The organism is Cryomorphaceae bacterium 1068, assembly GCA_027214385.1.
Lineage (GTDB): Bacteria > Bacteroidota > Bacteroidia > Flavobacteriales_D > Cryomorphaceae > JAKVAV01.
Genome location: JAPVXR010000003.1, coordinates 340679 through 367143 on the forward strand (window position 1 = coordinate 340679; position 26465 = coordinate 367143).

24 protein-coding genes are annotated in these 26465 nt (G+C 42.3%); 7 read left to right on the forward strand and 17 right to left on the reverse strand.

Going from position 1 to position 26465, the window contains the following annotated elements:
* Positions 1-13 precede the first annotated feature (13 nt).
* From O3Q51_06505 to O3Q51_06520, 4 genes are all read left to right on the forward strand, one after another.
* The gene (locus O3Q51_06505; GenBank protein MCZ4408450.1) at positions 14-658 is read left to right on the forward strand and encodes a hypothetical protein; all 645 of its coding nucleotides are present in this window, start codon (positions 14-16) and stop codon (positions 656-658) included.
* A 188-nt stretch (positions 659-846) separates the two neighbouring features.
* A complete protein-coding gene (locus O3Q51_06510) occupies positions 847-1428 on the forward strand; it encodes a hypothetical protein (protein ID MCZ4408451.1) in 582 nt (193 codons plus the stop codon).
* A 239-nt stretch (positions 1429-1667) separates the two neighbouring features.
* A complete protein-coding gene (locus O3Q51_06515) occupies positions 1668-2759 on the forward strand; it encodes a histidine kinase (protein ID MCZ4408452.1) in 1092 nt (363 codons plus the stop codon).
* A complete protein-coding gene (locus O3Q51_06520; protein MCZ4408453.1) occupies positions 2759-3520 on the forward strand; it encodes a LytTR family DNA-binding domain-containing protein in 762 nt (253 codons plus the stop codon). Before O3Q51_06515 ends, O3Q51_06520 begins: the two co-directional genes overlap by 1 nt.
* Here O3Q51_06520 and O3Q51_06525 read toward each other — a convergent pair.
* On the reverse strand, positions 3517-4164 hold the full coding sequence (locus O3Q51_06525) for a MarC family protein (protein MCZ4408454.1): 648 nt from the start codon (positions 4162-4164) through the stop codon (positions 3517-3519). The genes O3Q51_06520 and O3Q51_06525 overlap by 4 nt on opposite strands.
* 167 nt (positions 4165-4331) lie before the next feature.
* The gene (locus O3Q51_06530) at positions 4332-5198 is read right to left on the reverse strand and encodes a T9SS type A sorting domain-containing protein (protein ID MCZ4408455.1); all 867 of its coding nucleotides are present in this window, start codon (positions 5196-5198) and stop codon (positions 4332-4334) included.
* A gap of 189 nt (positions 5199-5387) precedes the next feature.
* Between O3Q51_06530 and O3Q51_06535 the strand changes: the two genes are divergently transcribed.
* Complete coding sequence (locus tag O3Q51_06535; GenBank protein MCZ4408456.1) at positions 5388-6527, forward strand: tetratricopeptide repeat protein; 1140 nt, start codon at positions 5388-5390, stop codon at positions 6525-6527.
* 82 nt (positions 6528-6609) lie between these two features.
* Entirely contained in the window at positions 6610-6948 is a 339-nt protein-coding gene (locus O3Q51_06540) for a hypothetical protein (GenBank protein ID MCZ4408457.1), read from the forward strand.
* Positions 6949-7027: 79 nt separating this feature from the next.
* On the opposite strand, the gene O3Q51_06545 is transcribed toward O3Q51_06540, so the two are convergent.
* The 4 genes from O3Q51_06545 to O3Q51_06560 all read right to left on the reverse strand — a co-directional run bounded on the left by O3Q51_06545 (position 7028) and on the right by O3Q51_06560 (position 9215).
* The gene (locus O3Q51_06545) at positions 7028-7558 is read right to left on the reverse strand and encodes a peptide-methionine (S)-S-oxide reductase (protein MCZ4408458.1); all 531 of its coding nucleotides are present in this window, start codon (positions 7556-7558) and stop codon (positions 7028-7030) included.
* A complete protein-coding gene (gene msrA / locus O3Q51_06550; protein MCZ4408459.1) occupies positions 7558-8058 on the reverse strand; it encodes a peptide-methionine (S)-S-oxide reductase MsrA in 501 nt (166 codons plus the stop codon). The genes O3Q51_06545 and msrA overlap by 1 nt, the downstream gene beginning before the upstream one ends.
* A gap of 144 nt (positions 8059-8202) precedes the next feature.
* Positions 8203-8649 carry a cold shock domain-containing protein gene (locus tag O3Q51_06555; GenBank protein MCZ4408460.1) on the reverse strand — a complete coding sequence of 149 codons (447 nt, stop codon included), beginning with the start codon at positions 8647-8649 and terminating at the stop codon, positions 8203-8205.
* Positions 8650-8759: 110 nt separating this feature from the next.
* Complete coding sequence (locus O3Q51_06560) at positions 8760-9215, reverse strand: CBS domain-containing protein (protein ID MCZ4408461.1); 456 nt, start codon at positions 9213-9215, stop codon at positions 8760-8762.
* 100 nt (positions 9216-9315) lie between these two features.
* On the opposite strand from O3Q51_06560, the gene O3Q51_06565 reads away from it, so the two are divergent.
* The gene (locus O3Q51_06565; GenBank protein MCZ4408462.1) at positions 9316-9741 is read left to right on the forward strand and encodes a DUF2147 domain-containing protein; all 426 of its coding nucleotides are present in this window, start codon (positions 9316-9318) and stop codon (positions 9739-9741) included.
* Positions 9742-9883: 142 nt separating this feature from the next.
* On the opposite strand, the gene O3Q51_06570 is transcribed toward O3Q51_06565, so the two are convergent.
* The 11 genes from O3Q51_06570 to O3Q51_06620 form a co-directional block, all read right to left on the reverse strand.
* Entirely contained in the window at positions 9884-12397 is a 2514-nt protein-coding gene (locus tag O3Q51_06570) for a gliding motility-associated C-terminal domain-containing protein (GenBank protein ID MCZ4408463.1), read from the reverse strand.
* Positions 12398-12412: 15 nt separating this feature from the next.
* Complete coding sequence (locus O3Q51_06575; protein MCZ4408464.1) at positions 12413-16135, reverse strand: T9SS-dependent M36 family metallopeptidase; 3723 nt, start codon at positions 16133-16135, stop codon at positions 12413-12415.
* Between the two features lie 232 nt (positions 16136-16367).
* Complete coding sequence (locus tag O3Q51_06580) at positions 16368-17219, reverse strand: hypothetical protein (protein MCZ4408465.1); 852 nt, start codon at positions 17217-17219, stop codon at positions 16368-16370.
* A gap of 128 nt (positions 17220-17347) precedes the next feature.
* Positions 17348-18076 carry an aquaporin family protein gene (locus O3Q51_06585; protein ID MCZ4408466.1) on the reverse strand — a complete coding sequence of 243 codons (729 nt, stop codon included), beginning with the start codon at positions 18074-18076 and terminating at the stop codon, positions 17348-17350.
* Between the two features lie 56 nt (positions 18077-18132).
* Positions 18133-19695 (reverse strand): glycerol-3-phosphate dehydrogenase/oxidase, encoded by a 1563-nt coding sequence (locus O3Q51_06590; GenBank protein MCZ4408467.1) that lies wholly within the window; start codon positions 19693-19695, stop codon positions 18133-18135.
* 23 nt (positions 19696-19718) lie between these two features.
* The gene (glpK, locus tag O3Q51_06595) at positions 19719-21188 is read right to left on the reverse strand and encodes a glycerol kinase GlpK (protein MCZ4408468.1); all 1470 of its coding nucleotides are present in this window, start codon (positions 21186-21188) and stop codon (positions 19719-19721) included.
* A 408-nt stretch (positions 21189-21596) separates the two neighbouring features.
* On the reverse strand, positions 21597-23432 hold the full coding sequence (locus O3Q51_06600; protein MCZ4408469.1) for a hypothetical protein: 1836 nt from the start codon (positions 23430-23432) through the stop codon (positions 21597-21599).
* 183 nt (positions 23433-23615) lie between these two features.
* Complete coding sequence (locus O3Q51_06605) at positions 23616-24596, reverse strand: hypothetical protein (protein ID MCZ4408470.1); 981 nt, start codon at positions 24594-24596, stop codon at positions 23616-23618.
* Between the two features lie 2 nt (positions 24597-24598).
* Positions 24599-25132, reverse strand: coding sequence for a PH domain-containing protein (locus O3Q51_06610; protein ID MCZ4408471.1), 534 nt, complete (start codon positions 25130-25132; stop codon positions 24599-24601).
* A gap of 72 nt (positions 25133-25204) precedes the next feature.
* Positions 25205-25831 (reverse strand): carbonic anhydrase, encoded by a 627-nt coding sequence (locus O3Q51_06615; GenBank protein MCZ4408472.1) that lies wholly within the window; start codon positions 25829-25831, stop codon positions 25205-25207.
* Between the two features lie 259 nt (positions 25832-26090).
* Positions 26091-26459, reverse strand: coding sequence for a hypothetical protein (locus O3Q51_06620; GenBank protein ID MCZ4408473.1), 369 nt, complete (start codon positions 26457-26459; stop codon positions 26091-26093).
* Between the last annotated feature and the right edge of the window lie 6 nt (positions 26460-26465).

Here is a 26465-nt window from a genome sequence, read left to right on the forward strand (position 1 = left end):
AAATCAATTTATTATGAAAACTCTAACAACAACAATTATCCTAATTATGGTAACAGTATTTTCACTCTCTGCACAAGACGGAGCCTATGAAAGAGCCATGAAAAAAGCACTGACTGAAATGGAAGATGCCCAATCACCCGATGCTATGTTGGCTGCAGCGAATACATTTGAGCGCATTGGTCAAAAAGCAACTGACGAATACTTGCCAAGCTACTATGCCGCTTTAAATCTCCTCAACTACAATTGGACATTGCAGGACCCTGCCAAGCGCGATGAAGTTATCGAACGTGCCATGGAGCAAGTAAAAAAGGCACAAGCCATTTCACCAAATAATGATGAAGTGGAAGTTCTATACGGATATGCTCTTATGGCCAAGATGACCGTAGACCCTATGAACCGCGCGCAATCTTACAGCCCTCAAATCATGCAAAGCTTTGGAAAGGCGATGGCGATGAATCCTGAGAATCCACGCGCGAAAGTGATGATGGCTCAAATGGAAAAGGGAACGGCTCAATTTATGGGAACGGATAGTCCGAGAGCTTGTGAATTGGCACGTCAAAGTGCTGAATTGCTGAAAAACGAAAAGCCTTCTGATGAGCTACAACCTTCTTGGGGTATGGATTCTGCTCAGGAGATCTTAGAGGGATGTAATCACTAATTCATTCAATACCTGCTACCAGTGGATTAAGCGTTGGCAGCATTATTAAAAACTTCATTATGTCTGATCTTGCAAAAGACCATAGATTCTTGGTAGGACCTATTAAATCATTGCAGAAATGAAATCCAATAGCTCAATTTTTCATGTTCTCATTGACCCGAACATATAACACATCAAAAGCTTCAAAAATGAAATTCATATATATTAATTTTATCAAAGCAATTACACTTGTAACTATCTGCATACTTACTTTTTCTTGTAAAAAAGAGGGAGGGTATAGCGGTAATATTGACCATGCAGCCGATCTGTCTTTTACAGTGCCTTTCTCCTTTATTCCCGGAGATACCATAATATGGGAAGAGGACATTGATTCGGGAATTAACTATGCTATCAATACCGAGCTCAAGGAGCATGACAACGCTTCTTTAGTAAGACTCGAAATTGTGAACTTAGCTATCAGATCTTCGGATGTATCAACGTTTTCTTACCTCGATAGTTTAGCTATACATATGGCCTCGAGAAACCTAGATGAAACTGCCGAATACGGAATTCCAGAAAATGCGCTATTCATTTCTTCAGTTGGACCAGAAAAACTTTCTGAAGCGAGTTTTAATGGAAATCTACAAAATGTTAATGTGAAAGGCATATTCACAAACACAGACAATTTCAATATCTACTACGAATGCTTTTTGAACGATGGAATCTTACAGATTCAACAAGATCGAAATATTGAATTAAGCATCACATTTAGGGCTCTAATCGAGTCCTAAACGGCAGCGAAAACTGAAGAGAAAAGGGTTTTTTCCGAACTAACAGTCCTTATGATGAATCAGGATTTTCTGAAAAGTAAGAGTACACCGTCGCGATGAGTGAAAAGTGAATTTAGACACTTTTTCGTGTGATTCTCATTTGAATGCTTGCGTTCATCTGTTATCTCTTTATTCTGAGCTTTAAATTTTAATGGCCTCAATGTTCTCAGCGTCTTATGAATAACTCTGGAAAGAAAATCATGACGGATCTCACAAACAACCATAAATTAGCCATCGTGAATAGTCAGAATCCATTTCGTACAAAGAAAATCGGTCGATTTCTCCTGATCAATCTCGCTCTGGCTGCAGGGATCCAACTCAGCTTTTGCCCATCCTGCTTTACAGATGCAGGAATTTTTCTGAAGAATATAGATGACTTTGTCTACTCTTTCCTCTTGTCTTGTTTCCTCAGCGGTGGTATTGGGTTTATTATTGAGAAGGCCGATAAATACTTCCCCTGGCTGGATGCTCCATTCAGCAGGTTGGTTTTCGATATTTTGGTGGTGACTACTTACACTTTTGTAGTTAGTCTTTGTCTGGCAACTATCTTTTCCGTTTACGTATGGGATTACTTTAAATTGGATGAAGTCGGTTGGGAAGGAATGGTGAACTCTACGAAAATGCCCATCATCATTGCATTGAGCATTACATTAATTCTGACCAGTAGAAGTTTTTTGATGGAGTGGAGGCAAGCGGCTATCGATGCTGAGCAAATGAGAACCGAGCGTCTGGCTTGGAAGTATCAAAGCTTGAAAGATCAGTTGAACCCTCATTTTCTCTTCAATTCTCTCAATGTTTTGAGTAATCTCGTTTACGAGGATGCCGATCAGGCCAATGCCTTTATCGAAAAGCTATCGAAGATTTATCGGTATGTACTCGACGTACAATATGAGGAGCTGGTAGAATTGGATCAAGAGTTGGCTTTCGCCAAAAACTACCTCGAACTACAGGAGCTACGCTTTGGCAGCAAAATCAGTTATGTCATTAGAGTTAATGACTCGGTGAAATACGCTATTCCGCCGCTTACCCTCCAGCTGCTATTGGAAAATGCCGTTAAGCACAATGCGGCTACCAAGGATAAGCCACTTATTATTTCCATCATTCAGGAAGACGACCAATTGAAGGTGACCAATACATTTAACCCAAGGACTACTGAGCCTGAAGAGTCAGGAATCGGATTAAAAAACATCAAAGAGCGCTATAGTTTCCTTTCAAATCGGGAGGTGGTGATCGATCAGAATGAAGCGCTATTTGAAGTCAACATACCACTGCTAACCAAAACGCTGTCGTGATGAATTTTCTCATTATCGAAGATGAAGAGCAAGCTGCTAAGCGCTTGAAGCGACTAATTTCCGCGCTGGTGCCTAAGGCCTTTATTCACGGACCTTGTGAATCCGTTAAAGAAGCCGTTCAATGGTTTTCTGAAAATCCAAAACCCGACCTGGCTTTTTTCGATATCCACTTGGCCGATGGATTGAGCTTTGAAATAGGAGAGAAGGTCAAAGTTTCTTGTCCCATCATCTTCACCACAGCTTACGATCAATATGCTATTCGAGCTTTCAAGCTCAATTCGGTCGATTATTTGCTAAAGCCAATCGGCGAAGATGATCTTTCGGGCGCCATCGAAAAATTCCAAATGCATTTTCTCAACCATCCCGTCAAGGTTTTTGGAAATGACTGGCCAGAACAAATCAAGAGCGACTACCAAAACAAGTACAAAAAACGATTTGTAACAAGAGTAGGGGATCGGTTGCAAACCTTGGAGGTGAGTGATGCTAATTTCGCTTACAGCGAGAACAAAGGGACCTATCTCCGTAGCAAAGAAGGAAAAAACTATTTGGTGGACTACACTCTTGAGCAGGTTGAAGCTATGCTCGATCCGGCGGAGTTCTTTCGGTTAAACCGAAAGTACATCGCCCGTTTTGAAGCTGTGGATGAAATGCTCAGTTATTCCAATAGTCGACTCAAGGTGACTCTTCACGATTGGGATGATCAAGATATCGTGTTAAGTCGAGAAAAAACAAGAGAGTTTAAGCAATGGCTGGATCGCTAAGCCGCAATTCCTTCCTGAATGATCCGTACGAGAATAGGTCGAAGTCCGCTGAAAAGGAATTCTACTGCTATCACCATCACAATTAGCCCCATCATTCGCATCAAAACCTTATTGCCGGTTTCACCCAGCTTCTCGCTGATTTTTGAAGAGCTCACAAGAATTAAAAGCGTCAATATAAGAACCAGCGCTACAGTTGCTATCAAGGTTGCTTTTTGAGCAGGACCTTCGGCGAGATCCATCAAAACGATCATGTTTGTGATTGAGCCGGGTCCGCAAATCATTGGTATGCCTAAAGGCGTCACAGAAATATCGGTTACGTAAGACTTCTTATCCTCTTTGCGCACTTTCACCGAAGAAAGTCGAGCTTGCAGCATATCATAGCCCATCATGAAGAAGATGATTCCACCCACGACGCGAAAACTATCTACCGAAATCCCGAAGAACTTGAAGAGAAGATGACCTGTAAATGCAAAAAAGAGCAGTGCACCGAAGGCAACCAACACAGCTTTCAATGCCGTTTGTTTTTTTCCGTGTTTATCGAGACCAGCAGTCATGGTCATAAATACGGGCATGGTACCCAGTGGATTGATGAGCGTAAAGAATGAAGTAAAGGCCAGAATGGCAAAGCCGGTAATAGATTCCATTTGAATAGGGTGATTTTTTGCGGCCGCAAAGATACGCTAATTCAACCTTGAAATGCACAAATTTTGATCGGATAAATCTAATGAAAAAGGCGAATCCAAATGCTTTCTAAAAGGAAAGCCCGCTTCGAATACGAAGCGGGCTTAGGTTGAATTGGAAATGGTTTTTATTAGAGCTTAACTAGCTTTTCATTGACGATGGTTCCATCGACTAGTTGCACGTTGAGGAGATAGGTTCCAAATGACAGGTCAGAGACATCTATGCTTTGGAGCGAGTCAAGGAAATAAATCTGTTCTTCTTTGACCAGCTGACCGTTCATATTGAAAAATCGGATGACACCATCTTGTCCCTTCGAATACTCATCCAGCTCAAATTGAATAATATCAGATTCTGTAGGATTAGGATATATCACAAATCTGTCATCAGATCCAGAACCTGCTTCCCATAATCCCGTCAGTTCGCCCATCACCGCAGACCGATTCATGATAGGTACGCTTCCGCAGAGCTGATAGTACTGATGAGTTTCGGGCAAGGGATTAAAATCACTTACCAAACCGATTTTTAAAACTGCCCCCATTTCACTATTCTGAATCCACCCCGTATTCACCACAGAGTATGAGGTAGGGGTTCCTGCTATGGTAGCATCTGCGACATAAAGCAATTCAGTTCCATCTTCTCGATACACTCTTACCCACCTGTTGTCGACCCCACCCATGGGGCTCATGTCAGCATTGTATAGGACATACTCGACTGTTGTTGTGTCACAATCGAAAAGACTTCTAGAGATAAAATAGACAAAGTGAGTACCTGAGATACCCACTTGTGGAATGTCGATTTCGCGGTAAATCGTATTGTCCAAGTTGTATAGTGTAAATGATCCTTCATCATAATTGGAAGTAAATACTTTGAGAAGGTTATCATCTACGAGGACCAGTTGGGACTGATCTGCTTGGTATTCACCAATTAAATCAATCTGAGCACTTGCAGATTTGACTAAGATTAAACCTGTTAAGAAAATAAAGATCTTGATTTTCATGATATATTTAATAGTGGTTAATTAGATTCGAAATGTGCAAGAAATACCAATTGGAATTGCGCTTCGCATAGTAATTTAAGAAATCTTTGGAGAAGGACTCTAAACCCTTATTTTTGCCCTGGTTAAGTAGAGAGATTTTTACTTGGCACGCACTTTGTCAATAAGCCCACAAATAAAAAAACGAAATCCATGAAACGCATTTTGATATTATTTACTCTTGTTTTGGCGGCGGCCACCACATTCGCTCAAAGCGCAAAAAGAGTATCAGCTTACAACTATATGTCTGATGGTGAATTCTTAAAAGCTAAGGAGCCCATCGATGAAGCCATTACTGATTCCAAGACAGGTGTAGACGACAAGACTTGGAGATACCGAGGTCAGATTTATACCGGTTTAGCTCAAAACGATTACGAGGGAATTGACAAGGCAGACGCCATCAAAACAGCCATTGAGTCTTTTGAAAAGGCGATGGAACTTGATGTAAAGAACAAATGGAAGCAGGAAAACCTTTCCGGTTTGGCACAAGCACAAAACCTTGCCGTGAACATGGGAATCGCTGCTTACAATGCCTCTGAATTCGAAAAGTCCGCTAATCTCTTTTTGGTGGGGGAGGAAGCTGCAGCAAATCTAGGGGTAGTAGATACTCTCGCTTTATACAATGCAGGATTGGCAGCAGAACAAGCAGGTAATTTTGAAATGGCTTTGACTCAGTATCGCAAGGCCACGGAAATCAATTATTTAGGAGCAAAAATGTATCTCTACATGGCGAACTTGTACCAGCGTCAAGAGGATACGGATGGTTACCTCGCCATAATTCAGGAAGGGAGGAAAGCGTATCCGGAAGATGCCGACTTGATCGTTTACGAATTGAATTATTATCTGCAGAGTAAGAAGTTTGACGAAGCGAAGAACAACCTGCTTTTGGCCATCGAAAAAGAGCCGGATAATAAGCAGTTGTATTTCTCACTTGGTGTGGTTTACCAGGAGCTTGGAAATACCGAAGAAGCAGTGAAAGCTTATAAAAAGGCTATTGAAATCGATCCTGAATACTTTGATGCAGTTTACAACTTGGGCGCTTTCTACTTCAACAATGGTGTAGAAATGAACAATGCCGCAAACGAAATTGAAGACAATAAGGCTTACGAAGCGAAGAGAGCAGAGGCTAAAGCGGAATTTGAAAAAGGTCTACCGCATTTAGAGAAGGCTCATCAATTGGACCCGACTGATGTAGGTGCTATGGCTTCTTTACAACAATTGTACGCTCTCTTGGAAATGACCGACAAGTACCAAGAGATGAAAACAAAGCTTGAATCGGCGAAAGCTGAATAAGGAAACAGGTCGAAATATATTATGTTAAGTAAACCCATCGCCTTTGTGATGGGTTTATTTATGCAATATGAACAAGGTAATTATGAGGTACATACTTCCAATTATTATTTTTTTAGCTGTAGGCTGTGGAAATGGCAATGGAGAAAATGGTGAGCAGACGATTAAAGATTTGGAACGCGCTATAACGGCTATAGAAGATCGTCAGCAAGCCGAATATAAGATCATCGAAGACCAAGAGCGTATGATCAATATTATGGAAGGAAATATTGACAAGGCGAATAGTGAAGGAATGAAAGATAAAATCCGAAATGACATCAACGAGAAGCGAGTCATCATACGAGATGCTGAAGTCAATCTAAGAAACCAAGAGAAAGTACTAGGGGAGCTTTACGCGAAAAGAGATAGTATTATGAATAAATAGGCTACTCTGCGCAGCGTAAACCCTACTTAACATAATATAAATTATGAGTCATTCCGGATTGCATTTATTCATTTACATTTTACGGCCTTTGATATATAGAACTACTATCTAACTGAGCTGTTCTTTTTCTCTTAAAGCTACTCGAATATTTTTCCAACAATCTATTCAACTTCGGTTCGATAAACTTTTGGCAAAAAGGCTTCTCTGGATTGTTGTGGTAATAATCCCGATACTCCTCTGAATTCAATCTGAAATCTTTGAAATACAGCACTTCGGTAATAATCTTTTCGTCAAATTCGGCTTGAAGATTTTTCAGCGCTTGAAGGCATGACAATTCCTGATCAGCACTGAACACATAAATTGCCGATCGGTATTTTTTTCGCATACAGTGCGCACTGGTACAGCTATGCGAGTGCAAATGAATGGCTATCAAATTAGGCAATGAAATTCGTTGAGGATCGAACTCAAATAAGATCGCTTCTGAAAATGAATTATGCGGTGCAGCTGCTGATATCCAGCCTTGCCGGACCTTTTCGACCCCGATAACTGAACCGAAAATCCCTTCCGTACACCAATGACAGCTCCCTCCTAGCCCAATGATTGGGCTCATTATAAAGCCCTTTCATAAGGGCCAAATCGTTCGAAATGACAGGTATAACCATTGGGAATACGTACCAGATAGTCCTGATGCTCTGGCTCGGCAGGCCAAAACTTGGTAAAAGGCTCTAATGTAGTAACCACTTTTGAAGGCCACCTGTTTGACTCGTTTACTACTTGAATGAAATCATCAGCAGTCTTTTTCTCTTCTTCATTTTGGAAGAATACAGCTGATCGGTAGCTTGAGCCACGGTCATTCCCCTGGCGATCAACCGTCGTAGGATCATGAATACGAAAGAAATAATCTAGGATTGCTTCGTAATCAGTCACAGTGGGGTCGTATACAATTTCTATCCCCTCGGCATGCCCAGGATGATTTCTGTAGGTGGGATGATCGTTGCTACCACCTAGGTAACCCACTTCGGTATCGATTATACCGGGACGAACTCTAAAGAGATCTTCTACTCCCCAGAAACAACCACCTGCCAGGTATACCTTTTTTGTATTCTCCATTACCATTTCTTTACCCTTTAAACAGCAAATTCCTCCTCTGGTTCTGACTGTCGGTGTAAAACCACATGACTCAATAAATGATCTCAACTAAAACAAAAAAATCCATCCCAAAAGAGATGGATTTATAATATCTGTGAGGATCACTTATTTCATAATTCGAACATTGACCGCTACGGGACCTCTGTCTCCCGGTTCAACGTCAAATGAAACTTTGTTTCCTTCTTTGATTTCGTCTTCGTGTCTGGATACGTGTGTGAAGAGGCTTTCTTGAGAACCTTTGACTTTAATAAATCCAAATCCTTTAGACTCATCAAAGAACGATACAGTTCCTTCATTGACCATTACTTCATCACTTTCGCTCTTTTTCGGAATACCGAGAACGATATCTTCGGCTTCGATTTCTTCCTTCTCTGCCGGATCCGGTGGCGTATCTACGATTCTTCCGTTTTCGTCTACATACGCAATCATGTCGTCAAAACTAGTCGCTCCTTCTTCTTTGCGCTCTTCTTTACGCTTTAGCTTGTCTTCTTTTCGCTTCTGTTTCTTTTTTTCTTTTTCCCTCTTGCTGAAGGATTCGTGTGATCTACCCATTAATAATATTTGGTGTTAAGAGTCCAAATTGTTCAGACTCACAATGAAAATAGCATTTCTCAATGAACTGACAAAGGAAAGCCGAAAAAGTTCATTTTCAAACAGATTTCTTACCAAGTTTCGTTTTTCAATTCGCTTACGGCACGCATTACATCTCTTTGGCTGATTTGGCCTACTAATTTCCCGTCACTCATAATTGGAAACCGCCTAACCTTAAGCGTTAAAAATTTATTAGCTACATCCAAGATCGGCATATCAGGCGGAATGGTATGAACTTCTTTCGCCATCAAGTCCCCTACTGTACCGACTTTATTTGGCGAATTGTTGTATTTCCCTTTTACAACTTCTTTCAGGCAGTCACCTTCGGATATGATTCCAACGAGATTCCCGTTATCATCAAGTACGGGGCCACCGGAAATATTCTTATCCAATAGTTTCTTAAAAACCTCACCCATATGCTGATCAGGATGAAACGTAACTAGTTTTGCCGTCATAAAGTCTTCGGCTTTAATTTGTTGGATTTCCTTTTTTGGAGCTTTACGTACTCCGGTAAAACTTTTGACCATGGCTTTAAAAGGTTGATTTCAATCAATATAGTAAAACATCCTCGATTTAAATTCACCGAGTTAATTTTGTGATCTAAAATCTTAACAACTTTTTCTCACGATGAAATCATTATTGAGTCTCGTTTTTGCCTTTGCTTTCTCTACCCTATTCGCTCAAAGTGCGGATGATGTTTTAGGTCTTTGGTTGGTTCAAGACAAAGATGCTTATGTGCGCATCTTCAAAAAGGACGGAAAGTACTTTGGGCGAGTAACATGGCTAGAAGAGCCATATGACGAAAACGGTAAACCCATTACCGACCCTAATGGGGAGCCCATTCTCGAAATGGAGGTAGTTAGTGGTTTTGTTTTTGAAGAGGACGAATGGGTAGACGGAACGGTTTACGATGCAGAAATTGGAAAGACGTATCACGGATCTATGGAGATGGAGGATCACGATACACTCAACCTTCGCGGAAGCTTGGATTCATTCGGGCTCCTGGGCAGAACTGAAACATGGACAAGACTCAAAGAGAGAGGCAATAAATGAAAAACGCGACAAATATGAAATACCTGTCGCGCTATCCATGATGGTAAGCATCAAAAATATGATGCTAAAGGGAGAGACTTAGTTGCTCTGAGCATCTTACGGCTCGCCCGATATATTGTTTCATTCTACCGATAGGCTGTTTTTATCGACTAAGGGTAATTGTACCATTGTAGCTCTGACCCGAATCTTTGTAGAAAAACTCTATGGTGTGGAAATATTGACCCTCACCGGCATCATTTCCATTTCCATAATCCCCTTCCCAGATAAATGCGGGATCATTGGTCTGAAAAACTTCTTTCCCCCAACGATCATATACTACGCTATTGAAATTGAGAAGACATGGATCGTCTTTATTTTCAATGGTCCAAACATCGTTGAGTCCATCGCCGTTTGGCGTATAAATATTTTGAATGGGTTCGATGATGCCCATAGTAGGTGTTGTCACGGATATAGGGACTTCAAACGTTCTGGTAACGGACTTCTGACAACTACTAGACACTACGGTAAAAGTAACCAAGTAAGGATCAACCTCTACATCGGGACAATCTGGCACCCAAGTGAATTGACCAAATACGGCTTCAGTGTTTACCAAAAAACCCTCAAACAATGCCAAATTAGTGACCTCTGTGAAGACAGACCCTTGAGCCGTTAAAGTCAATGTATCGTATGGATTTACATCTGTTACTGACACACTGAAATCAATTGGCTCATCACCCACGCTATGATCCACTTCGAATCCAAAAAGCGGCAGCTCGAATACAGGTGGGGACTCAGGAGGTAGGCTAAGATAAAGCACCACTGTCTTCTCAACGACTTCGTTGGTCTTACAGCTTTCAGACGTCCCTGTGAAATTGATCAGGTAAGGCTCAGGTCGAACATCTGAGCATTTCGGAGCCCAGCACAAGTTTCCGTTAAGCTGTATCAGCCCTTCAAGCGTATCAAGTGAAGCAGGGTTGTCAGGAAGGTTGAAAATCTCAGATGTCGCCGTCACCTCGAGTGTATCAAAGAAATTGGGGTCAACAAAAGTGACGGGCATACAGAAGGTATCCGTAGAGTAAAACTCCCAGAAAATCGTGTCAAAGGGTTGAACAAATGTGGCGGGCTCATCGGGAGGGACAACGACTTCAATAGGAACTGAAAAATTAACCGTGTCCTGAACTTCACAGTTGGTGGCGATTACTTCAAAATCAATAAAATAAGGTTCGTCACTGACATCTTCGCATATCACGTTCCAGCAAAAAGGCAGTGTAACGTCACTTTGATCAATTTCAGGTTCCAGTTCCGTCACATTTGATAAATCAAAAATCTCTGAGCTAGGATTGACAATTAATGTATCGGCTTCGTTGGGGTCAACAAAGACAAAGTTGAAGCAGTGAGTGGAGGGATCATAAAGATCTATGGTCACTTCACCTTCCAGTGGCTCTTCGAGCAAGGTAGACTCATCATCCTCCAAAATGACGTTGAAATAGATGTTTTGCTCTGTAATTAATACCTCGTTTGCGCATCCAAGGGAAAAAGCCGTGAGTGTGACCATATAAAGATCGTCCTGCAGGTTTTCACAAACAGGGGACCAACAGAAGTCTTGCTCGATAGTAGAAAAGCCATTTGCATCAGGGAAATTGGCCTGAGGAATTACTGTACCATCGAGGATACTCCCCTCTCCTTGCAGGAACAAAGTGTCTCCTAGATTTGGATCGGTAACAACGATTGGTACACAAATTTCCGTATTGGCTAAGACATCAAAAATGGTATCACCATTCGGGGTGTTAATTACAGACGGTAAGTCTAGAACACAAACAGTTGATGTGAGCTGCAGCTCTCTTCTCACGGTACCGATTAACACTCCATCTCGAAATTCCTGAACCTGAACTGCAACTGTAAATACACCGACCTGATCAGGTTGAGCGATAATTAAGCCGGTCTCAGGGTTTATGGTAATTGGTGTTGCACCCCCGACTTGGTCATCGGTAGAAAAACCCGGAGCCCAAAATATGGTAGAATATGGCTTTGAACTCGCAACGGGCGGGTTCGGCGCAAAAAAGCTCGACTCTCCATTGAATGGCTCAGTAAATGAGTAAACCAAAGAATCACCATCGGTGTCTGTAGCTCCAAAGTCAATAATGTTTTCACCATTTACGCAGAGGTAAGCTTCTGAAGGATACTCTCCGAATTCGGGAGTTGAGTTTTGCAATACAGGGTCGGGAACATCTACTGTGAATACAAAACCAAGATCATTTCCATCAAGATTCAAACTGAGATTATTTCTGCAACATCTCTCCTTCGATAGGTAATATCCATTCGGATTGTCGGGCAATTCAAATTGAGTTTGATAAATCCCGATTTCTAAACAAACGTCAGGTACAAAACAAGAATTACCAAGTTCAGGAACGACTGTTTCAAACCCGTCAAAAACAAAATCCAAAGCAGTGAGATGCTCATTTGTTAATGCGTCGAAGACAGTAATCTCCACAACAGGGTCAAAATCGGCACCACCCGAGGCACAGTCTCGGTAAAGAGTCAAGGTTGCTTCAAATGTGTTTCCTTCAATATGCCTTACGGTAAAATCACCACCCGTGATATGCGCTGCCATTGAAAAAAAAGGGGTGCACATCATAAAGACGAACACCCCAAAAGCTTTGGAAATTTGGTTTTTCATAGGGGAAAAATAAGACTATTCTGCAATAGTCAGCTTATCTCGGAAGAGAATGTTGTTCTCCCCTCTTTCGCTAACAGAAATAAAGTATAGGCCTGAATTCAACCCTTCAAGGTTTAATTCAATTCGCTCCCCGACAAAATCTCTGTTTATGACTTCCTTTCCACTCACGTCATGCAGACGCAACGTTAAGCGATCGCTACCAAATTCCTGATTGTCCAAGAATACCATTCCTGATGAAGGATTCGGGTAAACTGCAAAACCTTTTGCAGCACCGATATCACTCGTTGAGTTTGTACCGACAGATATCTCCATTGTCATTGAACAGCCATCATTTATGGTAAGAGTGACCATGTAAGTTCCCGCGTTTTGATAGGTATGGGTAGGATTTTGCTCATCAGATGAGTTTCCATCTCCAAAATCCCATGACCAAGAAGTCGCATCTGCTGACTCATCAACAAACGTAATCGACAAATCACTCTCTTCAAAGCTGAAAGTCGCTTCTCCCGTAACTTCTGCGACAACTTCTACTAAATCGCTAACACAGCCATTGGTAGAAACTTCAACATCGTAGAAATAGTAATAAAAATCAGGACCCGCAGGACTGCCAATGATGGACATTACACCATCAATATCATACGGATAGTTGGCACCTGCATCATTTCGGTATAGATCTGCTTGATCAAGCCCCATGCTGTAAATACCAGGCTCATCAATTACAAAACCTAAATCTATTCTTCCCTCTCCTGTAAAATCTACATCGACACTCAATGTTTGAATTGGCGCACCTTCATTTGAAGCACCCTCAAATAGTGATATCGGTCTGCTTCCAACTCCGCCGCTGTAAACCAATGCCGATTCTATGGTTATTGGTTCGAACACTTCGAATATGATCGTACCTACAAAGGCAGAACCGTGATTCCCTCCTGTTCCAAAATCATTATCGTCGGGGCCGACAAAGTCGAGAAGTGGCAACTCAGAGTAATTTTGAGCGAAATACGATTCATTTTCCGACCCGATAGTTGCCTCAAAACTATCACCCAGTCCTACCTGCTCTAAGTCAGCATTCAACCATCTGATTTGATTTCCATCGGGAGATGACGACGTTAATTCTACAGTCTCTCCGGCGCAACCTGAAGCTCCGAAAGCTTCTGGTTCTTCAGGAAATGTGTAGTTGATCAAATTAGATTGCAAAATTTCATCTTCACCCAAGGTATTGGTAACGGTTAGTGAAACTGAGTAAGAACCTTGTTCCTCGTACTGGTGTATTGGGTTTTGTTCTTCACTGGAATTGCCATCGCCAAAATCCCAAAACCAAGACTGTGGTATATCCGTACTTTCGTCGAAGAACTCTACAATTCCCGTACAAACTGTTTCAGAAGAAACAGAGAAAGCAGCCGTTGGCGGAACAAATACTTCTTGGCAAATTGGTGGTACATCGAAAGCCGCTGTTCCGTCTGTGCGGCTCTGAGCAGAGCCCTGATCTGCGCTAAAGCCAAGACCTCTTTTAGCAAATGCATTCCAAATAAGGCATTGGTTAGCACCATCGTAAAGAAGTTCATCAGCCAACAGAATAGCATCTCTACCATCTACAAACCCGGGGCCGCAAGGCTGTAATTTCATACCTTCTGTCACCAAGTTTAAGGCGATGTTGTTACCGGCCGTTCCATTAATTAAATCAGGGTCATAACCGTAAACGTCTATGAGATCCCAAGTCATGTCCCAAAGCATGGTACACCACACAAATCCTACTCCGTGAGGAATAGTCAAACCTTGGTTAGGTACCGAAGCATACGTGAAAGCGTTTACAGCGAAAGAAGTGTCATAAGGTACAGGTCGAATTCCATTTCCATCGATAGGGTCTCCACTAGCGAAAGTTCCCATTGGTCTGTAGACAGGATTATCCACACTCAAATCCATTGTCAACATGATGGCGTAGTAGTCGCTCCAACCTTCTCCCATTTGCTCATCACCAAATAAACAACCGGAATTATTTCCACCTCCCGTCAGTCTATTAGACAGACCGTGAACATATTCGTGTACGATAATCCCGTTATCAAAGCTTCCGTCTTTCTGTGTGCTTCCATCGGAGTCTTCCAGAGTAACATTTACCTCTTCGCCTTCATCGAGAGCATCTAACAGGATTTCAGCTACCTCAAACGAGACCATCAAAGAAGGAATGGTTACTTCATCAGAAGTACCACCTGGTGTGAATGGATCCTCTCCCAACACATTATTAATAATGATCATGGCTGTTGCACCTGCCTCTTGGGCAAATATTGCTTTTTCTACGAAACTGCACCCACCTCGATATAGAATAGCAATGTTGCCATTGACTGCGTCGGGGTTTGTGATTTCCGAGCAACCATTATTAATCGGATTATCGGCATCTTCTACTAAGATCAAATTTCCGGTTAGCCCTTCAGCGGGAAAGGCAGGACCAAAAGTTGCTGCGGCAGATGAAGGATATGTAGCCGCAATAGAAGAAGGCGCATTTACTGTGAAACTTCCCGAAGCTGTTCCCGTGTTCCATAAGTACATTTGCATGCGAGGATTGGAGCCATCTCCAGGCGTTGCCATATTGGCATTGTTAGTTCCTCCCCCATCTTGAGCTTCTGCTCGAACTTCATCGTTTGAATTCCCGCCATTTCCATAATTATTATCTTGGAAGTTTCCCGAAGCTTCATCAAAACCATATGCATACAAAATGTCGTGAATGACATTGTTTGCGTAAAACAGATTGGTAATAGCGGCATCTTGATATGTATCAGGATTGTTCGAAATATTCAATGGAAAATCAAAATTCAACTCATCTCCTCCATCAGCACTTTGCCCTGAATTAATATCAGATGCATCTTCATAAGCGTGTACATTATTCCCTCTGGTGATGGTAAAATCTCCTCCAGGAATTCCATCATTATCATGCCATCCAAATGGCGAAGCTATTGACTCTGCGGGCTCAGACAATAATTCTCTACTACCGTGATTCGGGCTTTCCACCGGAAATGGAAATACGTTGTACACTGAACCATCCAAAGTGGTTCTTTTCACGGTGGTAAGCGTATTCTCATCTTCAAAGTTGTTGCACCCATTAACATCATGAGAATGACTTCCATTATGTGTACATGATACTTGCCAATCAATTCGTTCTAACTCTTCTCCCGTTTGGGCGCTAATCATAAAATCAAACCAATGAGTCTCGTCAGGCAGGTCAACATTAAAGTTCCATACCAGCTTTAACTCTTCTTCATTGGTATACCAGTAAACCAATTCAGCCGTTGTTTCGTGGAGATAATTGCCGGCATCGATTACTGTAGAATAATTAGTTCCATCCAACTGTTGAACAGAAACAGAACCTTGGATTCCCAACTTCGCCACGGTGCTTTCAATAGCCTGTGCTAATGAAATACTTGGTTGTGAACTCTCAGCTCTTGAAGCAATATTGCCTATTGGCTTCCCAACTAGGTTAACCAATTCGTTATCAACATTAAAAGCCGCATTAATCGTAGAATTCTTAATTCGAATTCCATTTATCGTTTGGTTCAAATAAACATGCTCAACACCGCTTGTCGAGGATACATGACTCGCGTCGACATATAATCCAATAACATCTGAAGCTTTCAGATCAGGATAAACAGTTTGAAGTTGTCTTGAGATTTTTTCGATATTATCGTTTTGACCAACAGCACTTAACGACAATACGGCTGCAATAATGGCAGAAGCCAAAGTAGATATTTTCATTCGTTACAAGTTTTTCGCGAGCCGAAAGATAGCCCATGTACCAACGAATAACACGAAAAGCTTTGTCGTGTTTATGACATGTATAGGATTGTTAAAGTTTTATGGTAATCCTATGTTTATTGGTTTATGATTAGTCCGTTTGCCAGAAATGGTTAATTCATATGAATCAAAACAGACAAAGGCTTCCATATTGCAGTATGGAAGCCTTTGTAATCTCGAGCTGAATGTGTTTTTAACAACCCACCATTCCAAAAGATAATACCAATACCTGATCAATCTTTTCACCATTGGCGTTTTCAGCCGGCTCCCATTTTCCCGGAAGGTTACTTACCAAGCTGATGATGGCTTCATCAATTCTTGAATAACCAGACGTTCGGTCAAGTAATGCATCTTCAACAATTCCATCCTTAGTTACGGTGAATGAAAGCTTTGCCAGTTGCAATTTCTTTTCGTCTAGATTGTAAATATTCTTTTCATTCTCTTGTCTTATATAGGACAGTAAACCATCTTTTCCTCCCTCATACGATGCCTGTATTTTTGGAACAATAGTCATATGCGGGCGATAAATATTTTCTTCTCTTGCAATCATTTCCTTGTCATCTGTCTTCAATTCTGCTCTTAGCAAAAAATGAGAAGAGTAATCCATGGACTTCATTATTTTCAATTGCTCTTTCGATAATTTCTCACCCTCTCCATAAAATCTATCCTCCGTTTGAACATCATCCTCAATTATTATTAAAGTTGTCGAACCAACACCGTCGTATAGTTTAATCTCTTTTCTATCAATGAAATCTGAGACATTTCTGGCCTTTGATAAATCTTCTTTGGTAATGGGGTTGAATCTAGTACCGAAGTCGTAGAAGAAATCGGTTAATGTTTTGGGCTTTGTGATTTCGGTGATGGAATTGGTAGATGAAAATACAGCTTGACAGGAAGCTTTCGAGACAGATTTTACCGATTCTTCAATGGGTTCGCAAGGACTTTCTACCACCTTTTGGTTCAATTCGTTGTCTTTTATAAATCCAAAAGCAGTTAATCCTGCCGCAAATGCGAGTGTACTAATAATGAGAAGATGCTTTTTCATATTCGTCTTGTTTAATGTTTGAACCAAATGTATCGCAGATGAATTGCGAAAGATTCGAATCCCTGTAAAAGGATGTAAACCGTTTGTAAAACTTTAAGAAAGACTTGATAACATTAGACCTTAGCAGCTTATATGGCTTCTACGAACGCATAGGCCAAAGCTGCTAAAACACCTCCTGTGAGCGGAGCAATAATCGGAATCCAGGAGTATGACCAATCGCTTTTTCCCTTATTCTTTAGAGGAAGTATGGCGTGCATGATGCGCGGACCGAAATCACGAGCGGGATTGATAGCGTAGCCTGTAGGTCCGCCCAGGCTGAAGCCAATACCAACTACCAATAGTGCGACCGGCAATGCATCCAATGATCCCAGTGAAACTGCTTCACCTGAGAAGTTTCCTCCTGCGATAAAAAACACACCGAAAACCAAAGCAAACGTCCCGATGAACTCCGTAGCAAAATTCCAAAACGGATTGCGGATTGCTGGTGAAGTGCAAAAGGTGGCCCTCAAAGCTTCTTGATCTTCCGTGGCGTCATATTGCTTTTTGTAGGTCAACCATACCAGGGTGTTTCCAAACATAGCTCCCAGAACTTGAGCAAGCATATAACCTGGTACCAATTGCCAATCAAATTTTCCAGCCGTGGCCAATCCAATGGTTACAGCAGGATTGATATGTGCTCCACTTTTTCCTGCGCTGACATAAACCGCTACAAAGACTGCGATACCCCAAGCTGTAGCTATTCCTACCCAGCCCAGATCAGATCCTTTAGTACCTTTCAGCACCAGGTTGGCCACTACGCCATTCCCAAAAAGAATCAGAATGGCAGTACCGATAAATTCGAATAGATAGGCTGTCATTTAGCTGGTGAATATGGGAAAAAAGATCGGCTTACGCTTAAGGTCATTGATGGAGATCAGAGAACATACCCCTCGGCAAGTGACTTATACTTCACAATTTCTTTGATAATTCTCTGCTCGTCCCAACCCAAGTGAGGGGCCATGAGTTCTGCAACTTCTTCGGCCATTTCCATGCTGGCTCGAGCATCTAGGAATAGTGCTCTAACTCTTCTAGCCAAAACGTCCTCAATGGTATGAGCCATTTCTTCACGCACCGCCCAAACCACCTCTGCCTTGATAAAGTCCAGTTTGGGATGAAGCTTTTCTCCCAACGACGGGTCTTTTTCAATCAGCTTAAGAATTTTATGTCGATCACTTCCGTAAAAGCGCAATTGTTCGCCATCGACAATTTCTTCATCGTGACCATGAATGGGCATAAATTTGGTCGACGAACTCCTCTCATCCAGATCTGCCACGATGATGGCCTGGTCAATAGCATCCTCTCCCATTTTTCGATAAGTCGTCCATTTTCCTCCTGTCATGGTGATTAAACCCGATAGGGAAACAATGATCTTATGTCCCCGAGAAATCTCCTTGGTTTTGGCGCTATCTTCCTTTGGAGCTGCTAAAGGCCTCAAGCCGGCAAATACCGAGAGCACATCTTTTCGAGAGGGTACCCTAGTCAAATAATCACCGGCCGTTTTGAGAATAAACTCAACTTCTTCATCGAATGCTCTTGGCTCCAGGGACGGCTCTTTCACCATGGTATCGGTGGTTCCGACCACTACTTTTCCACACCACGGCACGGCAAAGAGTACTCGCCCATCATCAGTTTTGGGGATAAGGATGGCAGAGTCACCCTGTAAAAATTCTTTTTCCAATACGATATGAACACCCTGACTAGGAACGATGGTTTTGCGAGATTGGGCATCGTCCATTCGCAGAATATCATCAACGAAAACCCCCGTTGCATTAATAACCACTTTTGCCTCAACACTATACTCTTGACGCGTTTCTTGGTCTACAGCGGTCACTCCATTGACAATTTCCGCATTTTTGAGCAAACCCGTTACTTTCATGTGATTCAAAACAGTCCCTTCCAAATCTGCTATGGTCTGGGCCAGGTTGATGGCTAATCGTGAATCGTCAAATTGACCATCTTGGTAAATCACTCCTCCTCTCAGTCCTTCTTCTCTTATATTGGGAATGGCCTTCTTGGTTTCTTCTTTGCTGATGCTCACTGATGGACCGAGACCGAGCTTTCCCGCCATCATATCGTAGACCTTTAAGCCGAGGGTGTAGTATGGGCCTTCCCACCAATCGTAATTGGGAATGACGAAAGTTTGGTTGCTGACCAAGTGAGGAGCATTTTTCATCAGCAAACCTCGTTCATGGAGGGCTTCAAAAACGAGTGCAATATCGCCTTGAGCCAAGTAACGCACACCTCCGTGTATCAACTTGGTGCTGCGACTAGAGGTGCCTTTGGCAAAATCAGCTTGTTCAAGCAAAAGAGTTTTAAATCCGCGGCTCGCTGCCTCTAGTGCTGCTCCCAATCCTGAGGCACCACCACCAATAACCAACACATCCCAAGACTTACCTTGGTGAGCACCGAGTTGTTTGATCATCTCTTCTCTCTTCATCTTCGTCTCCGTTTATGATCTGTTTAAAGCCAGTCCTTTGATAACTCCACAGCCTTTAGCCATCTGGAATATTTTGCCTTGCGTTCGCTCACGTCCATATTTGGTTTAAATACTTTATCTTCTTGCCATTGGCTCTTAAGCTCGTTGAGCGTCCAGAAGTTTACTGCTAAACCTGCTAAATACGCGGCCCCTAGTGCAGTTGTTTCGTGCATTTGTGGTCTCACCACATTAATGTCGAGAATATCCGCTTGAAATTGCATCAAGGCATCATTTACGGCTGCGCCACCATCCACTCTAACTTCTTTTATGGGAATCTCAGCATCACCTTGCATCGCTTCCATTACGTCTTTTGATTGGTAACAAATGGCTTCCAGAGCTGCTCTCGCAATATGGCCCTTTTTCGTTCCTCTGGATATTCCCGCGATGATTCCTCGAGCATACTGATTCCAGTGCGGAGCGCCCAGTCCTGCAAAAGCAGGCACCATAAACACCCCACCATTGTCGGGGACGGATTTCGCGAGCTTCTCAATGTCTTCCGAAGTTCGGATAAAGTCCATTTCATCACGCATCCACTGCACTACTGCCCCTGCGATAAAAATGCTGCCTTCCAGGGCATAAATAGTCTTTCCGCCTATTTGCCAGGCGATGGTCGTCAATAAGTTGTTTTTGGAAGCAACAGGTTTTTCGCCGGTATTGGCCATCAGGAAGCAGCCTGTGCCGTATGTGTTTTTGACCATTCCCGGATCCAATGCCATTTGCCCGAAAAGGCTAGCTTGTTGATCGCCGGCTATACCGGCAATGGGTATTCCAAAGCTGCTGTCGCCATAAACTTCACTGCTTGACTTCACCACAGGAAGTAGACTGTTGGGAATGTCCAGAAGTTCCAACAGCTCATCATCCCATTGTAATGTATGAATGTTGTAAAGCATGGTACGGCTGGCATTCGACACATCAGTGATGTGCAGCTTTCCCTTGGTGAGCTTCCAAATCAGCCAGGAGTCAACAGTACCGAAAGCCAACTCCCCTGCTTCGGCTCTTTCGCGAGCTCCTTTCACGTTGTCAAGTATCCACTTGAGCTTGGTACCTGAGAAATAGGAATCGATCACCAATCCCGTTTTTGACTGAATCAATTCGGCGTGGCCTCTGTCGCGAAGCTCATCGCAGAATTCGGATGTACGCCGATCTTGCCATACTATGGCGTTGTGAACGGGTTTGCCAGTTTTCCGATCCCAAAGAACAGTCGTTTCCCTTTGATTTGTTATTCCAATAGCAGCAATGTCGGAAATGTCTATTCCCAATTTTGCCGTGGCCTCTGTGACCACTGATTTTTGAGATGACCAGATTTCAACAGGATCGTGTTCTACCCAACCCGATTGAGGAAAGTATTGTTTAAACTCCTTTTGGGCTATTGCGACAATTTCTCCGGAGTGATCTACCACAATGGCTCGAGAGCTGGTGGTTCCTTGATCTAGGGATAAAATATACTTGGACATTATTCAGATATCAGTGATGAATGAACAATGTACAATTAGGAATTAGCAATTCAGAATGTTCAATTAAGAATTAAGAATTTGCAATTAGGAATGACTTAAATATCGGCACTAGCCAATGACTATTTCGGTTCAATTTTTTCTTCGTCCTTTTGGTTCAAGTCCATTTTACCTCTTCTTCTAAATATCCAGACGAACAAAAAACCCTGAAACATTCCCCAAAGTAAGAAGGTCAACAAAAACTCACCTAGCGAGAACTCTCCCACATCCCGGAACTTCCAAATAGACATCAGTGCAGCCTAAAGACCACCTGAAACGAAGAATGCGACAAAGAATACTTTGACTTCTTTTTTCATGAATCTCAATTAACCCTAAACTCTTTTTCCAAGCTTAATTATACCGTTCTCTTTACTAAACCATCTCATCTGCACTTTTAAACTTCAAAATTTTGATTGGTTCGGATCTACCCTTGACAAAGACTTCAGCAAATCCCTCCTCAGGAACTTTAAAACTCTCTAATTGGGTGTAAACCTCTTCGGTGAAAATGAGCTGACTGCCGTACTCTTTGTTAAGCTGCTCTACTCGACTGGCGATGATAACAGGGTTTCCCGTAACGGAGTACTGCCTTCTGGTTTTACTTCCAACATTACCTGTAACTACATCACCCGCATGGAGCCCAATCCCGATTTTAATTTCCGGGATGAGTCCCTTTTTAATTCTATCGGCCAAATCAGTGAGAATCTGCTTGGCAGTGAGAAGGGCATTTTGGCAATCATTGCCATGAGATATCGGAGCACCGAAAGTGGCCATAAAGCCATCGCCCAGCAGCTGATTGATGTTCCCGTGATTCTGCTCGACGGCTTCGATCATGGGACCGAAAACAGTATTCTGAAAACTGATAAGCTTCTCGGGACTCATCTTTTCGGCTATAGGCGTAAAGCCTCGGATATCCAAGAACATGATGCATACGAAGCGCTTCTTCCCCACTCCATCAGTACCGTGCTGCATGAGCTCTGTAGCGATATCACCTGAAAGTTGCTCTTTTAAAAGATTGGTGATCTTTTTTTCAGCAGAGACCAACTTGCTCTTCGTATGGTCCAACTCATTGTATGTGATTGTCAATTTTTGGTGCTCCTTTCGCTTAGCAGAGTAGAAATAGTAAATCACGACGGCGCTTCCGAAAATCAGTAGTGCGATCATCAATAAGATATTTTTAAAACGCTTTTGCTTCTCTTTTTCCCGCTCAATCTCATTTACATTGAGATCAGCTATACGCTTTTGCTGCTTCAGGAGGATTATTTCATTATTTGTCTTGGTTTTCTCGACCTCTAGTTTCAGACTATCCGTTTCAATTTTTCGAGAAAGCTCGTGGTACATCTTTTCGTATATAAGAGCCTCATCGTACTGCTCTTTGGAAGTAAGTTCACCAGCCATCCTTTTGAGTTCTGACCTACTTTGGCGCATAGCATTAAGGCTATCTTCAGAAATCGTCTCCGAATCCATTGTACTTAGTGTGGATACGGACGCCTTTTGACTTGAATCGAATTGATCTTGAATCTCGATTTCCAGAATGGCATCGTTCAAGAATTTTTGAGCTTCCACGTGCTCGTCCAATGAATCTAAAAGGGCGGCTATTTTGAGTTGAAAGAGTTTGATTCTTTCCGAATCGCCTTCGTTTCTGAGTAGGTTGATTACCTGCTTGTAGTTGTCAATGGCTCCTTGATAATCCCCTTTGTTCTCTTTGAGTTCGGCTTTTTTGACTTCAGTCTGAATGGCTATATTATTAGCTGTATAGTCGATCACTCGGCCCACTTTTATATCCCCAAACGTTTTGGAAAAGAGCGATTCCTTAATTTCACCCGAGTCAATTAATTCTTGAATTTGGATTAAATAATCATCTGCTTCATTTTTATAAGCCATATGATTGATTTCGATGGCAATGGATTTCGCCTTGAGGAGACTTTCTCGAGAATCGAAAAAATCCTCTCGACGGTATAAAATTTTCCCCAGAAGCAAGTGAGCGCTCACTTGTTCATAGCGCTGATTTTGATCGACGACGGTATTGCTTTCTACAAAAATTTGATCGCCAAGTGGCGCTGCCTGCTTGGCATATTTGTATGCCTTGGATTCATCCAAATCAAAGTAGTATTGCGCCAGTGTATTCAGCGCTTTCAGCTTGTCTAGGCCGTAAAGGTGCTTTTGTTCCTGCTCAATAGCTGCAATGGTTGAGCCTTGAGCTAATGCCATAGAATTTGCCAAAAAGCAAAAAATCAGAACAACAGAACTCAACAGCACCATCGGACAAACTCGAGACCTTTTGCGGGTGATCATCTAAAACGGTTGATTAAGAATGGCAGAGTCAAATATAAGACTCCATTTCCGGACATCGCGCGCGGCCGAAAATGTCAAAGAGAGTTGGCAGTTATGCACTTACTGATACTTCTTTCTCATCTCATCGATGAAATCAGCGGACATATAAAAGATATTCAATTGTCCGTTGTCATACGAATTGAATTTTTCGCGGACTTCAGCTAGTCCCGCTCCTGAACTTGATTCAAATTCGCGACTCATCCTGGCACTGGCGAAAATGAAAAAATCTCCGTCCGTAGTAACATAAGGACACATCTCATGTGCGTCGGAGTTGATCGGCGCGCCCAAATTCTCAGGCGCCGTCCACTCACCGTCAATATTAAAACTAATGTACAAGTCACCCCGCCCAAGCGAATTATTGTACCCTCGGTAAATCAGGTAGCTTTCATCCGGAGAAATGAATGGATCTCCTTCTCCATTGCTCGTATTCAAAAGGCTATCCAAAAGAACTACGTCATGTTCATTCTTATTGGGTATGGCTTTGTACATATCGCCTGTATCCCAAATATTGAAGTACATCAATCCATTGCTAGTCATTGAACTGTAATATGTACTCCTTGAGTCGAGCCAAACGAGATTTGGCGCACTCCATGAAGAATCAGTTCGTTCGATGTACCAGATATTGGTCTTTCCCTCTTCAGCGCCACTGGAGATAGGCCTTTCAGAGGAGAAATAAAGTCGATTGCCGTCAGGCGAAAAGAGTGGATCGTATTCAGAGTATTCTCCGGAAAATTCTGCCACTCTTGGTTGCGACCAATTACCTGATTCATCCATTTCGGTGTAGGAAATAATTCCCAAACCAGGAGAATAAGTAGTAAAATAAAACTCATCGCCGTCAGGAGAGAACGTTCCATTGTATTCATCAAGGGGACTCGCAATTAAATCCGGGTTGAGGAGTTTGGGAGTGGAGGTCTTGATCATCCCCATAAAAGCTCCAAGGCCATTGACAGAATCGGCCTTATTTTCATTTTCGCCTTTACAGCCAAAAAGTATTATGGCTAAAACAAATAGAGCTAACGATTTATTCACCTTCCTATTCATCTCTATTTATTCTTAATCTCCTCGAGCAATCCCTTGATGTCTTTGAGAACATCCATAAGCTCATTACTGTCTGATTGTGCAGGCTGATGACCATAATTCTTTTCAGCGCGAATAACTTCTCGCTGTTCCAAAACAGCTTCTTTAAAATCATTGGTATCAATGATACCCACTAGCTTCATATCACTACCCTGCGGATTGCTCTGGCCGGCTGTTTCTATTTTGAGTATGCGCAGGTCTAACCAACGCAATATAGGATTGTCAATGAAAGTAAGGTCTTGAATATTCTCAAGAGGAATCGTCTTTTCTACCCTAAACAACACACCTTTTTTGAACTCCAAATTTCTATCAGTCAATTGACACATAAGGCCTTTGTAGTGCCTGCGCGAATAATATTGACCAAAGCCCAAGAACCAAAAAATGAGTAAAGGGATACCAATAAATGAGATAGTAAGAAGGAACGCCACCATAATGAATTGGTACGTTCTTATTTTGGGATTGAATTCGGCTACCCTAAGTACTCGAGTGGTTGCGGCCATGATTGATGATTAAAGCGGTTGATTGTTGGAGAAAAACAGAATGAAACAAACACTTCGACCTTTCGAAGGTGATCAACTCAGGCGGTAGATTTCTTGAATCTCGGAAAGAATCTCGCGAAAGTTGATTTTCAAATCAACCAATTTGCCCGAGTGGATATCAAATACCCAGCCGTGAACAGTCAATCCCCTATCGATATAGGCCTTTTGCACTTTGGCTGTTTTTAAAACATTGATGCACTGTTCCTGCACATTGAGTTCAACTAGCCTCTTGTACTTTTGCTCTTCATCAGCTATGGCATTCAGCTCGGTTTTGTGAATACGATACACGTCGCGTATGTTTCTCAACCAGGAGTTTAGCAATCCCAAATCCGCCGCTTGCATGGCTGCCTTCACTCCACCACAATAGTAATGGCCACATACCACAATGTGCTTCACCTCCAGCGTTCCCACGGCATATTCGATGACGGACATCGCGCTGAGGTCAGTGTTGGGAACCAGGTTGGCAATGTTTCTATGCACGAATACATCACCCGGCTGCCCGCCCATGAGTTCTTCTGCCGTTACGCGGCTATCTGAACAACCTATGTATAGGATCTCGGGATTTTGTCCTTTTGAGAGGTCTGAAAAGTATTTAGGGTCAAGGCTTAGCTTCTGCTTCACCCAGTCCTCATTATTCTTAAATATGGTTTGAATGTTCATTAGTAGTTTAGTATTGATTCGGGTCAGTCTGCAATATGCTAATAAACTTCAAAATAAAGAGTCTTGGTGAGAAAGTATACTAAGGAAATAAGCTCTGCTCTTTTGCATGAGCAGTGGACGTTGCAGGTATTTGTTTTTTTGTACTCATGATAAGTGGTTTTTAATGGCAGCACATATGCCATTTTTGAAAAGGAGGTTTACCACTTGGTCAAAAGTTTTGTGTCCTGATTTGACATTAGACTAGGTTACCGGAAAAGGATTAAGTGTATTCTGTAAGATTTGACCCACAAAGTACTCTCTTCAAATCACCTTTCTCTATTGCGATTAAGTAAATCAAATAAGGAGCAAAAACGACGATTCCCATGACCATCGCCACCAATCCGAATGCGATTGATCCAACTGAAAACTTTCCTCTCCACATAATCCAAAGTGCCGATAGCAAGAGGTAAGCACTGAAGTCAAGGGCAAATTGCCCCATCCAAGTAAGGGAGGTCACAAAGTCAACGGCTTTGTTAAAAAAGTCTGTCCCGTCGTTTTGAATGGCAATGACTGTGTAAACAAGTACGCCAAAAGTTAAAAGTGCAAGAAGGACTTTAAGTGGTGTTTGGTTCTTTGTTTCGATAGACATAGCGCA